The organism is Pseudomonas sp. NFPP25 (genome assembly GCF_900116505.1).
In the GTDB taxonomy this organism is placed as follows: domain Bacteria; phylum Pseudomonadota; class Gammaproteobacteria; order Pseudomonadales; family Pseudomonadaceae; genus Aquipseudomonas; species Aquipseudomonas protegens.
Genome location: NZ_FPBG01000001.1, coordinates 1,506,587 through 1,518,966, shown reverse-complemented (window position 1 = coordinate 1,518,966; position 12,380 = coordinate 1,506,587). Strand labels below are relative to the sequence as shown.

The 12,380-nt window shown below is 64.6% G+C and carries 13 protein-coding genes; 6 read left to right on the top strand and 7 right to left on the bottom strand.

Going from position 1 to position 12,380, the window contains the following annotated elements; genetic code table 11:
• The 3 genes from BM382_RS06555 to BM382_RS06545 all read right to left on the bottom strand — a co-directional run bounded on the left by BM382_RS06555 (window position 1) and on the right by BM382_RS06545 (window position 4,042).
• The gene (locus tag BM382_RS06555) at window positions 1-2,439 is read right to left on the bottom strand and encodes a TonB-dependent siderophore receptor (RefSeq protein WP_225368751.1); all 2,439 of its coding nucleotides are present in this window, start codon (window positions 2,437-2,439) and stop codon (window positions 1-3) included.
• 102 nt (window positions 2,440-2,541) lie between these two features.
• The gene (locus BM382_RS06550) at window positions 2,542-3,516 is read right to left on the bottom strand and encodes a FecR family protein (protein ID WP_011060691.1); all 975 of its coding nucleotides are present in this window, start codon (window positions 3,514-3,516) and stop codon (window positions 2,542-2,544) included.
• Window positions 3,509-4,042 (bottom strand): RNA polymerase sigma factor, encoded by a 534-nt coding sequence (locus BM382_RS06545; protein WP_011060692.1) that lies wholly within the window; start codon window positions 4,040-4,042, stop codon window positions 3,509-3,511. Before BM382_RS06545 ends, BM382_RS06550 begins: the two co-directional genes overlap by 8 nt.
• Before the next feature lie 302 nt (window positions 4,043-4,344).
• Between BM382_RS06545 and BM382_RS06540 the strand changes: the two genes are divergently transcribed.
• Window positions 4,345-4,968, top strand: a complete 624-nt coding sequence (locus tag BM382_RS06540) for a cell wall hydrolase (protein WP_011060694.1) — start codon at window positions 4,345-4,347, stop codon at window positions 4,966-4,968.
• On the opposite strand, the gene BM382_RS32050 is transcribed toward BM382_RS06540, so the two are convergent.
• Together BM382_RS32050 and BM382_RS06530 are read right to left on the bottom strand one after the other, a co-directional pair.
• Window positions 4,965-5,141: a hypothetical protein gene (locus BM382_RS32050; RefSeq protein WP_239690401.1), complete on the bottom strand. Its 177-nt coding sequence runs from the start codon at window positions 5,139-5,141 to the stop codon at window positions 4,965-4,967. The genes BM382_RS06540 and BM382_RS32050 overlap by 4 nt on opposite strands.
• A 221-nt stretch (window positions 5,142-5,362) precedes the next feature.
• The gene (locus BM382_RS06530) at window positions 5,363-5,764 is read right to left on the bottom strand and encodes a GFA family protein (protein ID WP_072442376.1); all 402 of its coding nucleotides are present in this window, start codon (window positions 5,762-5,764) and stop codon (window positions 5,363-5,365) included.
• A 117-nt stretch (window positions 5,765-5,881) separates the two neighbouring features.
• On the opposite strand from BM382_RS06530, the gene BM382_RS06525 reads away from it, so the two are divergent.
• Window positions 5,882-6,439: a hypothetical protein gene (locus BM382_RS06525; protein ID WP_019094995.1), complete on the top strand. Its 558-nt coding sequence runs from the start codon at window positions 5,882-5,884 to the stop codon at window positions 6,437-6,439.
• Between the two features lie 38 nt (window positions 6,440-6,477).
• Window positions 6,478-6,939, top strand: a complete 462-nt coding sequence (locus BM382_RS06520; protein ID WP_011060697.1) for a methyltransferase family protein — start codon at window positions 6,478-6,480, stop codon at window positions 6,937-6,939.
• Window positions 6,940-6,952: 13 nt separating this feature from the next.
• Here BM382_RS06520 and BM382_RS06515 read toward each other — a convergent pair whose 3' ends face one another.
• Entirely contained in the window at window positions 6,953-7,390 is a 438-nt protein-coding gene (locus BM382_RS06515; protein ID WP_019094994.1) for a hypothetical protein, read from the bottom strand.
• 187 nt (window positions 7,391-7,577) lie between these two features.
• On the opposite strand from BM382_RS06515, the gene BM382_RS06510 reads away from it, so the two are divergent.
• Complete coding sequence (locus tag BM382_RS06510) at window positions 7,578-8,108, top strand: DUF1993 domain-containing protein (RefSeq protein ID WP_019094993.1); 531 nt, start codon at window positions 7,578-7,580, stop codon at window positions 8,106-8,108.
• 72 nt (window positions 8,109-8,180) lie between these two features.
• Here the strand turns inward: BM382_RS06510 and yfcF are convergent, their stop codons facing one another.
• Window positions 8,181-8,813 (bottom strand): glutathione transferase, encoded by a 633-nt coding sequence (yfcF, locus tag BM382_RS06505; protein ID WP_019094992.1) that lies wholly within the window; start codon window positions 8,811-8,813, stop codon window positions 8,181-8,183.
• Between the two features lie 417 nt (window positions 8,814-9,230).
• Between yfcF and BM382_RS06500 the strand changes: the two genes are divergently transcribed.
• Complete coding sequence (locus tag BM382_RS06500; protein ID WP_019094991.1) at window positions 9,231-9,560, top strand: hypothetical protein; 330 nt, start codon at window positions 9,231-9,233, stop codon at window positions 9,558-9,560.
• 213 nt (window positions 9,561-9,773) lie between these two features.
• Window positions 9,774-12,062, top strand: coding sequence for a 5-methyltetrahydropteroyltriglutamate--homocysteine S-methyltransferase (metE, locus tag BM382_RS06495; protein ID WP_072442373.1), 2,289 nt, complete (start codon window positions 9,774-9,776; stop codon window positions 12,060-12,062).
• Window positions 12,063-12,380 lie beyond the last annotated feature (318 nt).

Genomic DNA, 12,380 nt, shown 5'->3' with positions numbered 1-12,380 from the left:
TCAGAAGTCCCAGCGGGTGCTGAGCATGAAGTTGCGGGGTTCGCCGTAGGCTGCCGAGTTATAGAAACCGACGTTGGTGTAGTAGGACTTGTCGAAGATGTTGTTGACGTTGAGGGTCGCCGACAGGTTCTGGGTGATCTGGTAGCGGGTCATCAGGTCCACCAGCCAGTAGGCCTCCTGGGAAATGTCTTCGTTGATCTTGCGCGGTGCGTTGTAGACCGAATACCAGCCCTCGCTCTGCCAGCGCAGGCCGCCACCGACGGTCAGCTTGTCCAGGTCGCCCTTGAGCTTGTAGCTGGTGTAGAGGTTGACCTGGTCCTGCGGCTCGAAGGTGGAGATCTTGTCGCCCTCGTCATCACGCACGATCTTGTGGGTGTAGCCGGCCTGCACTTGCCAGCCCGGGCTCAGTTCGCCGGAAATCTCCAGCTCGTAGCCCTTGGTGACCGCCTTGGCGCCCTTGAACGCGTAGTTGTCGGGGGTGGGCGACTGGTTGTTGTAGGCATCGTCCGGCACCGAGCGGTTGGTCTCGTGCACTTCGAAGTAGGCCAGGCTGCTGTTGAGGCGGCCTTCGAAGAACTCGCCCTTGAGCCCCAGCTCGTAGTTCTGGCCTTCGTCCGGGTTGAGCAGCTTGCTGTCCTTGTCCTTGTTCCAGCTTTCCTGGGGCATGAAGATATCGGTGTAGCTGGCGTAGACCGAGAAGTGGTCGTCGAGGTCGTAGACCGCGCCGACGTAGGGCACGAAGCGTCCGCTTTCCTTGTAGGACGGGGTCAGGCCGGTGAGGTGATAGTTGACCACGCGCCCGCCCAGAAACAGGTTCAGGTCGTCCATCAGGTTGAGGCGGGTGGTCATGTAGGTGCCGGTCTGGCGCACGGTGTCGTCGGTGCGCTGGGCCGGCAGCCCCCAGATGGGCCGTTCGATCTTGCCGTGCCAGTTGTAGAAGTCCACCACGTTACCCTTGCCCCCGGGGAAGTCCGGGGACCAGTAGCCCTTGCCGGTCCAGCGCGAGTTGGCGATGGAGCCGCCCAGCACCAGTTCATGCTCGCGGCCGAACAGATTGAAGGGGCCGCTCAGGTACAGGTCGGCGGAATCGCTGGTGGTGTCGCCGGTGTACTTCTGTGCGTTGACCTTGGCCGTGCCATCGGTCTGCGGCTCGTCGAACTGGATCGAGCCGAGCTCGGCGTGGTAGCTGTTGATCTTGTGGTCCAGTTGCAGCTTGGTGACCCAGCCATCCCCCAGGTCGTGTTCGAGCATGGCAAAAGCGGTGCGGGTGTATTGCTCCCAGCCGCTCCAGGTCGCGCCGTTGTTGTAGGAGCGCGACATGCTGTTGTGCCCGCCGGTGGCGTTGATCAGCGGGAAGGTGCCGGACCAGCTGGAGCCCTTGGGGATGTTGTCCTGGTAGTCGCCGCCCACGGTCAGCAGGGTGTCGGGGGACAGGTCGAATTCGAGGATGCCGTAGTAGGTCGAGGTCTTGCGCGAATAGTGGTCGAGGAACGACTGCTTGTCCTGGTAGGCCGCCACTGCGCGGCCGCGAACATTGCCGGTTTCGGTCAGCGGCCCGCTGACGTCCAGTTCGCTGCGGTAGTTGTCCCAGGAGCCCATGCCCAGGGAGGCGTGGCCCTGGAACTGGGCAGTGGGCTTCTTGCGCACCAGGTTGATGGTGGCGCCCAGGGAGCCGGCGCCGGTCAGCAGGCCGGTGGCACCCTTGAGCACTTCCACCCGGTCGTAGATGGCCATGTCGCTGAGGGTGTTGCCAGCCGAATAGGCGACGTTGCGCACGGTGGAGGGGATACCGTCGTACTGGAAGTTGTTGATCGAGAAACCGCGGGCGTAGTAGTTGGTGCGGTCGGTATCGTAGGCCGAGACGGTGATGCCCGGGGTGTGGCGCATCACGTCGTCGACATTGTTGAGGCCGAAATCTTCCATGTGCTGCCGGGTGACCACGGTGATCGACTGCGGGGTCTGCCGCGGGGTCAGCACCATGCGGGTCGCCGTGGCGATGGTGCCTGGGGTGTAGGAGCCGCTGCCTTCGGTGACGGTGCCCAACTGGTTGCTGACGATCTGGGTGGCCTCCAGCTCCACGGCCTGGCTGCTCTGGGGCAGGCGGGTCAGCAGCACCGCGTTGGCGCCGTTGCGTTCAAAACCCAGGCCGGTGCCGGCCAGCAGCTTGCCCAGTGCCTGTTCCGCGCTCATGCGCCCGCTGACCCCCGCCGACTCGATCCCCTGGGCCAGTGCCGCGGAGTAGGCGATCTGCAAACCGCTCTGGGTACTCAGTTGGTCCAGGGCATTGGCCAGGGACTGGCGGGCGATGGCAAAACTGTAGGTGGCGGTTGCCTGGTTGTCGGTAGCGGTGGTGGGCTCGACCGCCATCACGGGGTTGCAGGCCAGGCAGATGGCCAGCGCGAGGATGCTGCGGGCCGGGGTGAGTGTTGGAAGGTGCATGGAAGTCCCGTACGAAATAGGAATGATTTGCATAAGCAAACACCCTGACGGGTTGGCCTCGGCAAAGCCGTAAAACTTTTTTCAGCCCCCCCGGGCAGTGTTTCAGCGCAGTACCAGGATGCCGCCCGGCAGGCGGGTGAGCTCGGTGGCGGTGACTTTGCTCAGGGCCCGGACAATGGCCTGGGGGTCATCGAGCTGATAGTTGCCGCTGACTTTCTGCTGCGCCGCGTCGGCGTTGAACAGCAGGATCGGTGCGCGATGGTAACGCCCCAGCTCTTGCAGAACCTGGGCCAGGGGCGCGTCCTGGAAGGACAGGCGGCCGTTGATCCAGGACAGTTGCCGTTCGCTGCCCTCGGGGTTCAGGGGCAGTAACCGGTGGCCCTGCAACTGTTGCCAGTTGCCGGCTTGCAGCAGGCTCTGCTGGCCGTTTTCGTCGGCCAGGCGTACCCGGCCTTCGCGTACGGCCACGGTCACCCCGTCGGCCTGGCGGCTGACGCTGAAGCGGGTGCCGACCACGGTCACCGTGGCGCTGCCGGCCTCGATGGTCAGCGGCCGGGACGGGTCGTGGAAGGCCTCGACATAGAGCTCGCCGCGCAGCAGCTGGATGCGCCGCCGGGCGTTACTGAAGTCGCTGCTGATGGCGCTGTCGCTGCCCAGCACGATGTGCGAACCATCGGCCAGGTCGAAGCGCTGGAGTTCGCCGACCGCGCTCAGGTGATCGGCCTGCAGGCGCAGTGGCAGGTCGCCGAACCAGCCGGCACCGAGCATCACCAGCACCGTGGCCGCGGCGGCCAGCCAGCGAGTGCGGTGGCGTTTTCTGCGCGGCGTGGCGGGGGCCGGGGCGGCCGGCAGGTCCAGGCCCAGCGCCAGTTGTTCCAGGGCCTGTTCGAAGGCGCTGGCCTGCCACAGGTCTTCCAGGGCGCGGTAGGCCTCGGCGTGCTGCGCGTGGCTGTTGCGCCACTGTTCAAAGCGCTGGCGCAGCGGCAGGTTGTGGGTCATGGCCTCTCGCTGGGTGAACCAGTAGCTCGCCTGCTCGCGAATGGCGTCGCCGGGGAGGGCGCTGAGGTGTTCAGTCATCGGGGTTCTGCCGGTCGGTGGCTTTGATGCAGGCATTGAGTGCATGGCGCAGGTCCTTTTCCACCGTGCTCAGGGAAACCTGCAAGCGCTGGGCAATCTGGCTTTGCGAAAGATCGTGCAGTTTATGCAAAACCAGGATTTGTTGCTGGCGCTTGGGCAGGGTGGCCAGTACCTGTTGCAGCAAGTGCAACTGCTGCTGGCCCTGGACATGGCTTTCCGGCCCGGGGGCAGCGGTGGGCACTTCGCTGAGCTGGCTGGCGTCGGTGGGCTGGTACTCGAAGCGGCGTTTGCTGCGTTGGCTGCGCAGGTGATCGAAGGCCAGGTACTGGGCGGTCTGATAGAGGAACGGCTGCAAGTGCTCGATGGGGCGGGCGTTGAGCGCCTTGGCCACCCGCAGGTAGGTCTCCTGGGCCAGGTCCTCGGCCAGGTTGGCGCACCCCACCACCCGCGCAAGCATGCGGATCAGCCCCCCGCGCTGTGCAATGAACAGCGCGCTGAGTTGTTGCTGGTCGTCTCCGGTTTCCATCGCCCACTGCTCCCACTACCTGATACGGCTCAGCGTGAATGGCTGGGCATTCTAATGAGAATTCTTATCATTACCAGCGAATTTCCACGGGAGCCTTGTCCTGGGCCTTGTGCAGGGCTTGCGGCACCAGGGAATGATTCGCGCGGCCCATGGTCGATTCAACATGGCCCCCGGTGACCCGTTCGCTCCCCCTCGACGCGCCATCGTGCCGGCCATGCTGCAACCGGTTGCGCCGCTCTGCCGCCAGGTACGTTCAGGGGCGGCGCTGGCAGGGGGTAAAGGTTTTTCGGGAAGGATCGATCATGCGCTGGATTGTCAGGACCCTGTGTTTTGCCTTGTTGTTGCCCGCAGCCCAGCTCTGGGCCGCCGACCCGCAGCCGGCGGTGCAGGCCGCTGCCCAGGACAAGGCCCAGGCGCTGGAGCAGAAAGCCGCGGACAAGGAAAGCCCGAAGGTCGAGCCCCAGGCCGCACCCATCACCAAGAACGAAGTGCAGGCCGTGGACCCGGCCGGCCAGGCCCCGGTGGACGACGCCATCACGTGCCTGTCGCGGACCATCTACTGGGAAGCCAAGGGCGGTGAAAGCGCCGATATGGAGGCCGTGGCCAATGTGGTGCTGAACCGCCTGGGCCATGAGGGGTTTCCCGGGACGGTGTGCGAAGTGGTCAAGCAGGGTTCGGAAAAAAGCCCCTGCCAGTTCTCCTGGTGGTGCGATGGCCGGCCCGACCAGGTGGAAGAAGAGGGCCGCTATACCATCGCCAAGGAAATTGCCCGCAAGGCGCTGAACCAGCAGCTCAAGGACCGTACCGGCGGCGCGCTGTTCTTTCACGACCGCAGTGTTTCGCCGGACTGGTCCCGGGCCTATATCAAGACCACCGAGATCGGCAGCTTCAGCTTCTACAAACCCAAGGACGTCGCGGCGCGCTAGTGGCGTGGGTTTGAGTCGTGGGTACGGGCCTGGTTGTCCTGGCGTAGCCAGCGTTTGCCGAGGGTGGTCAGCCGATGGCGGATGGGCTGGCTGAACATTTTTTGCGAGACCTGGTGCAGCAGGCTTTCGCACAGCTCGCGATCCAGCGGGAAGCCGGCTTCCAGCCATGCCACAGCACAGTGCTCCCAGTGTTCGGAGCCGGACCCCAGGGCGCTCAGCAGCAACTGGCGCAGGCACAGCGGTTCACCCGGCGGGGGGCTCTATCCTGAGCCCGGCGAGGGCGCCAGGCAGGTCGGCCGCGACCGATTCGTAGGGGCGTTCAAGCAACGGCAGGAGCCAGACGTAGCTGAAGTGCCGGGTCATGACAGGGGCATTCCTCTGGGTGCGGCGTGGCTTATTGCACTTGGTCGAACTGATCGGTGATTGCATACCAGTCGGCCTTCATGGCCACGCAGTAATGCTGTTGCCTGGGGGCTGCGAAGGGCGTGTCCAGGGTGGCAATGGTGATGGAAATCCACTGGCGATATTCGCCCTGGGTGTCCTGCCAGAACAACGAAGAGCCGCAGTGGCAGCAGAACTGGCGCAGCACGCCAGGGGAGGATTCGTACACCTTGAGCGCCGATCTCTGGTCGCGGATTTCCAGATTCGCACGCGGCGTACTGGCGTAGGAAGCAAAGGCCGCGCCGTGGCCCTTCTGGCACTTGTGGCAATGGCAGTGGGTGACGGCTTTCAGCGCGCCGCACACTTGGTAAGTCACCGCGCCGCACAGGCAACTGCCTTGATGCTGGTTTTGCATGGTCAGGGTTTCCGAAGTTTCAGGGCCAGCATTGCCGCGAGTGGGTGAACCCTTTATAAAACGCCGGCTGCTGATCGCAGCAGCTGCCCAGGAACCCGACCCGCAAGGAGCGACATAGTGAGTCAATCGCCTCACCCCCTCAACACCTGCATAGGGCGCGTGCGCCTGCCGGGTCTCGCCGGCCTGCTGCTGGCGCTGGCCGGCTGCGGCGCCCTGACCGATGTGCGGTCCTTTTCCACGCCCTATTCCACGCCGCCGGGTGGCGAAACCGTGCGCCTGCGGGTGATCAGCGACGGCATGGTGCGCGGTGTGCCCAGGTCCGACTGCGTGGATTTCCGCCTGCCCGGTGCCGGGGTCGTGGTGGCTGCCCGGGACGGCTACGCCAACCGTAACGGTGAAAGCCTGGGCATGGCGGCGCCGCAGACTCCCGCAGTGCCCGGTACCCGGACCGAAGTGCTGGTGCCGGCCGGGCAGCCCATGGCGTTCCACTACCTGGGCAACCAGTGCTACAACCTGTTCAGCTTCGTGCCCAAGGCAGGCATGGACTATCAGCTGGAAGCCTCGGGGATGTACAAGTGCGCGGTGATGCTCAAGCAGGCGCCGCTTGGCTCGAAGGAATATGCTGCGGCCCCGTTGAAAGACAGCAAGCTGTGCCGGGTGACGGACAACCTGTAACGCCCCGGACCTGAACCCGGGCAGAGGAGAGAGGCACCATGCAGGCCTTGGAAAACCGCATTCCACCCCCCCTTGTCGCGGTCCTGTTCGCCGTGTTGATGGGGCTGCTTGCGCGCGGCTTGCCGGGCCTGGATCCGGGCTTGGGCACACGCCTGTTGCTGGCGCTGCCGCTGGTGATGGCCGGGCTGCTGTTTGTCCTGGCCGGAGGGCTTGCCTTTCGCCGGGCCAAGACCACGGTCAACCCGCTGAAACCCGCCAGCGCCTCGGCCCTGGTCACCTCGGGGATCTACCAGTACACACGCAACCCGATGTATGTCGGCTTTGCCCTGTGGCTGCTGGCCTGGGGGCTGTACCTGGCCTCGCCCCTGGTGCTGCTCGGCGTGCTGGGGTTCGTCCTGTACATGAACCGCTTTCAGATCTACCCCGAAGAACGGGCGCTCGGGCAGTTGTTCGGGGCTGATTTTGCGGCGTATCGCCAGCGTGTGCGGCGCTGGCTTTAGGCGGTACGGCTGTTCAAGCCGCCACTTGCGCCTGCAGTTGCAACTGGCCATCCACTTCGCGGGTCAGGCCGCTGGCGACGAACAGCGGTACCAGCAATTTGTGCAGTTGGGGGTCGACGAATTCCTTGACCGTTGCCAGGTCCAGATCGCCGCTCGCCGGCAGCTCGGCCTTGGTGAAGGACAGCCAGGCTTTCTTCAGGGCCTGCAGCACATCGCTGCCGGCGGTGGAGGCGAAGCGGCGGTTGGCCACCCGGCCGGCGAAGTTGAAGGTGTGCTGGTAGTCGTAGCCGCTCTCGTCACCCTGGCTGGCGACGCAGCGACCACAGGAGCAGGGGCCATCGGCGAAGGCCGCGCGCAGGTAGCTGTTGAAATCGACGATGGGCTTGAGGGCCAGGCGCTTGTCGACTTCGAACAGGTCCCCGGTCATTTTTGCTTCACTGCTCAAGGTCATTTTCCTCACTGTCAGGCGGTGTATTTCTCAAGGGGCGCACCATACCAGCCGGATCGGCCCAGGGGTACTTTTCTGGCATTGTTCGCGGCTTGAGAGAGGGGGGACATCTGCTAGGATCCATCGGCTTTTATGGCGGGGCGACGGGCAGCACCCGGCCCCTGTGTCTTGATCTCATCGAGGAACACCCATGTCGATCTACGCAATCACCGTTCCCTGTTTTGCCCAGATGCTGCGCGCCCTGGAGGGCTTTCTTGCCAAGGGCGAAGAGCAGGCCCGGGAGCGGGGGGTCGAACCCCAGGTGCTGTTGCAGTCGCGGCTGGCACCGGACATGTATGACCTGGCGGCCCAGGTGCGTTTTGCCTGCACCCAGGCCCGGGAAGCGGTACAGCGCCTGAGCGGGCAGCCTGTGACTGCATTGCAGGCGCCGGCCGGTATGGCCGAGGCCAGGGCACTGATCGAAGACACCCTGGCGTTCCTGGCGGCGGCGGACCGCGAGCTGATCGACAGCAGTGGCCAGAGGGCCATCGCCATCGAGCTGCACAACGGTATTGCCTTCGACATGAACGGCGAGGAGTTCGCGCGCAACTGGGCGACGCCGCAGTTCTATTTCCACCTGGTCACGGCCTACAACATCCTGCGGCACAACGGTGTGCCCCTGGGCAAGGCCGATTATGCCCAGCACATGTTCGCCTACCTGCGCCAACCGCAAGAAGCCTAGCCGCGCCGGCCGCAGACTCCCCGGCCAGCGTCAGGTCAACGCCGATGGCCGCATCACCCGGCGCTCCAGGCCCTACAGCGCCGGCCGCGGCAACTGCACCCATTCCTGCACTGCCGGCCGTTGCCACTGGCGCCGGGCATAGTCCACCAGGCTCGCCGGCACCGGGTCACCGTTGAGGATCAGCCGGTTGAGCATCAGCGCCAGGTCGACATCGGCGATCGACCACTGGCCGCACAGGAAGTCGCGGCCATCCGCCAATAGCTCCTGCGCGGCCTCCACCAGGGTGTTAGCCGCCGCTTGGGCCTGGGGCGACAGCGGTTCGCCCTTGCAGCCGTAGAACACCACCAGGGTCGTGCGCTCCTGGCGGATCGGCAGCAGGTCGCTGCGCAGCCAGGCCTGGACCTGGCGGGCCTTGGCACGCTGGCGCAGGTCCTGGGGATAGACCGGGTTGTGTGGGAACAGCTGTTCCAGGTATTCAGCGATGGCCGAGGATTCGGACAGGGCAAAATCCTCCAGCACCAGGGTCGGCACGCGCTGGGTCAGGGACAGGCGGGTGTAGGCCGGCTCGCGGTTCTGCGCGGCGTCCAGGTCCAGGGGCAGCAGGTCGAAGTCGATACCCTTTTCCCGCAGCACCACGAACACGGACAGGGCATAGGGGCTGGTGAACTGGGCATCGACGTACAGGCGCGGGCGGGAAGCGGTCACGGCGGTCTCTCCAAGGGGGGAGCGCCCACGCTAGGAGATCTTGGTCGATAAATAAAATGCAGGTTTTTTATCCGTGCATTCCTCATAGGAATACTGGCGTTTCGGCCTCCGTGCGCGATGCAGCCTTGGCGATGCGGTTCTGGAGTCGCGGGCGGGCGTCGGAGGCGGACCGGGGCGTGCAGCGTTGGCTGTGCAGTCGCCAGCGTCGGTTATCGAGCCGGTCCACGGGGTGCGGAAAAACCCGGCTTCAGCGTGTTGCAGTTGATCGACTGGCGTCAGCGGCGGGTGCGCCTGTGCCGCGCGAGTGGCCAGCATTGGCAGGCACATTGCCTTGATCGAGAAGGCAAAGTACTGGCCCCGGGCAGTCTGAAGTGTCGCCAAAATCACTTTATTTTCAGGTGGTTAGGTGACCGCAAAATGCGCCATGTGTTGATTACGCTGACTTCGTTTGCCCTGTTGGGCGGGGCTTCTGCGGCCCAGGCCCGGGAGCTGGCGGCCAATGACCGATATATCTGCAGCTGGGGGGCGGGCACTGCCGCCAGGGCCCAGGAATTGAAGTTGTCCGGGGTGTCGCTGTATGCGGCGCGGCAGAAGATCCAGACCTACAAGTTCAGCAAGGGCTGGATGCGCATGATGGCCCTGGGCATTACCGAGCAGACCTACGACAGCCCCTCGCGGATCAAGCCCGAGGCACTACGCAAAAGCTTTAACGAGGATTGCCTGAGGTATAAGTTGGCTCGCCGCTGAGGGGGGCGCAGATCTGCACCGGGTCGCAGGCCTGTAGCTGGCCCGGGCCGCCCCGGGCAGGAGCCTGAAGGGCGCGCGGCCTCCTGCGGCAGTGTCTGATCTGCCTGTTTGATCGTGAATGGAACTTGTGATCATCGCGATTAAAATGAGTTTGTCTCACCAAGTGCCGAGTGCCGACAATGGCTCCCATCAAACACAGGGGAGTTGCATGTCATGGCTTTGGCCCATTCTCTAGGATTTCCGCGCATTGGCCGCGACCGTGAACTGAAGAAAGCGCAAGAGGCGTTCTGGAAGGGCGAACTCGACGAAGCCGGCCTGCGCGCCGTGGGCCGTGATCTGCGCAAGACTCACTGGGAGCTGCAGAAAAACGCCGGTATCGACCTGCTGCCCGTAGGCGATTTCGCCTGGTACGACCAGGTTCTGACCCATTCCCTGATGTTCGGCGTGATTCCCCAGCGTTTCCGTCCGCAGCATGGCCCAGCCACGCTGCAGACCCTGTTCGGCATGGCGCGTGGCGTCAGCGACGGCTGCTGCGGCGGTGCCCACGCCCAGGAAATGACCAAGTGGTTCGACACCAACTACCACTACCTGGTGCCTGAATTCGGCGCCGACCAGCAATTCCAGCTGGGCTGGGAGCAGCTCTTCGAAGAGGTCGAGGAGGCCCGGGCCCTGGGGCACGCCGTCAAGCCGGTGCTGATCGGCCCGCTGACCTACCTGTGGCTGGGCAAGGCCAAGGGCGCAGAGTTCGACAAGCTGGAGCTGTTGGACCGCCTGCTGCCGCTGTACGGCCAGATCTTCCAGCGCCTGGCGGCCCAGGGTGTGGAGTGGGTGCAGATCGACGAGCCGATCCTGGTGCTGGACCTGCCCCAGGATTGGAAAAACGCGTTCGAACGTGCCTACAACCAGATCCAGCGCGAGCCGCTGAAAAAACTCCTGGCGACCTATTTCGGTGGCCTGGAAGAGAATCTCGGCCTGGCCGCGAACCTGCCGGTCGACGGCCTGCACATCGACCTGGTGCGTGCTCCCGAGCAGTACCCGACCATCCTCGATCGCCTGCCGGCCTACAAGGTGCTGTCACTGGGCCTGGTCAATGGCCGTAACGTCTGGCGCTGCGACCTGGAAAAAGCTCTGGCTACCCTGCAGCACGCCCATGAGCGCCTGGGTGAGCGCCTGTGGGTGGCGCCTTCCTGCTCGCTGTTGCACAGCCCAGTGGACCTGGGCCGTGAAGACCAGCTGGACGCCGAGCTCAAGAGCTGGCTGGCCTTCGCCGTGCAGAAATGCCAGGAAGTGGCGGTACTGGCCCAGGCGGTGAACCAGCCGCAGGCCCAGGCGGTGCTCAAGGCCCTGGAGCAGAGCCGCGCCGTACAGGCCAGCCGCGCGGCCTCGCCGCGCATCCACAAACCGGCGGTACAGGCTCGGGTGGCGGCCATCACCCCCAAGGACAGCCAGCGGCGCTCGGCCTTCATCCGGCGTATCGCCAAGCAGCGCGCCGGCCTCGACCTGCCGCTGTTCCCCACCACCACCATCGGTTCGTTTCCGCAGACCGCCTCGATCCGCCTGGCACGCCAGTCGTTCAAGCAGGGCAAGCTGAGCGTGGCCGAATACACCGAAGCCATGCACAGCGAAATCCGCCACGCGGTGCTGGTGCAGGAACGCCTGGGCCTGGACGTGCTGGTGCACGGCGAGGCCGAGCGCAACGACATGGTCGAGTATTTCGCCGAGCAGTTGGACGGCTATGTGTTCACTCGTTTCGGCTGGGTGCAGAGTTACGGTTCCCGGTGCGTCAAGCCGGCGGTGATCTTCGGTGACCTGAGCCGCCCCAAAGCCATGACCGTGGAGTGGATCCGCTACGCCCAGGGCCTGACCGACAAGGTGATGAAGGGCATGCTCACCGGCCCGGTGACCATGCTGATGTGGTCTTTCCCGCGCGAAGATGTGAGCCGCGAAGTGCAGGCCCGGCAATTGGCCCTGGCGATCCGCGACGAAGTGCTGGACCTGGAAGCCGCCGGCATCAGGATCGTGCAGATCGACGAAGCCGCGTTCCGTGAAGGCTTGCCGCTGCGCCGGGCGCAGTGGCAGCACTACCTGGACTGGGCCACCGAAGTGTTCCGCCTGTGCGCCTCTGGCGTGCGTGATGAAACCCAGATCCACACCCATATGTGCTACAGCGAATTCAACGATGTGATCGAGTCCATCGCCGCCATGGATGCGGATGTCATCACCATCGAGACCTCGCGTTCGGACATGGAACTGCTGGACGCCTTCAAAGCCTTCGCCTACCCGAACGAGATCGGTCCGGGCGTCTATGACATCCACTCGCCACGGGTGCCGGATGCCTCGGAAATGGCCAACCTGCTGCGCAAGGCCGCCCAGCGCATTCCTGCCGAGCGCCTGTGGGTCAACCCGGACTGCGGCCTGAAGACCCGCGGCTGGCCGGAAACCGAAGCAGCCCTGGTGCACATGGTCACCGCGGCCCGTCAGTTGCGTAAAGAACTGGCCTGATCGGCCAACCCCGCCACCGGAGCCCGTCGGCGTGCTCCGGTTTTCTGCTTCCAGCATGGCATCGTGGGCAAGTGGTGCGAGGGCGAGCAAGCAGGTAGCGGAGGCCGGTGCGGCGTATCTGATCCGTATTTTTCTTGCGCATCTGCGTCTGTTATCAGAACAGCCATGGTTTGAAAATGGCGCGCCCGGCCGGCTTTACGGCTGGAGACCGGGCCCGCTGCACCGCATACCTACTGTTCAGGAGGCCTGATGACTAAGATGGCGTTTTTCTTGTTTGGATTTTTAGCCTTGACCATCGCGCTCGGTGCGCTCGCGACT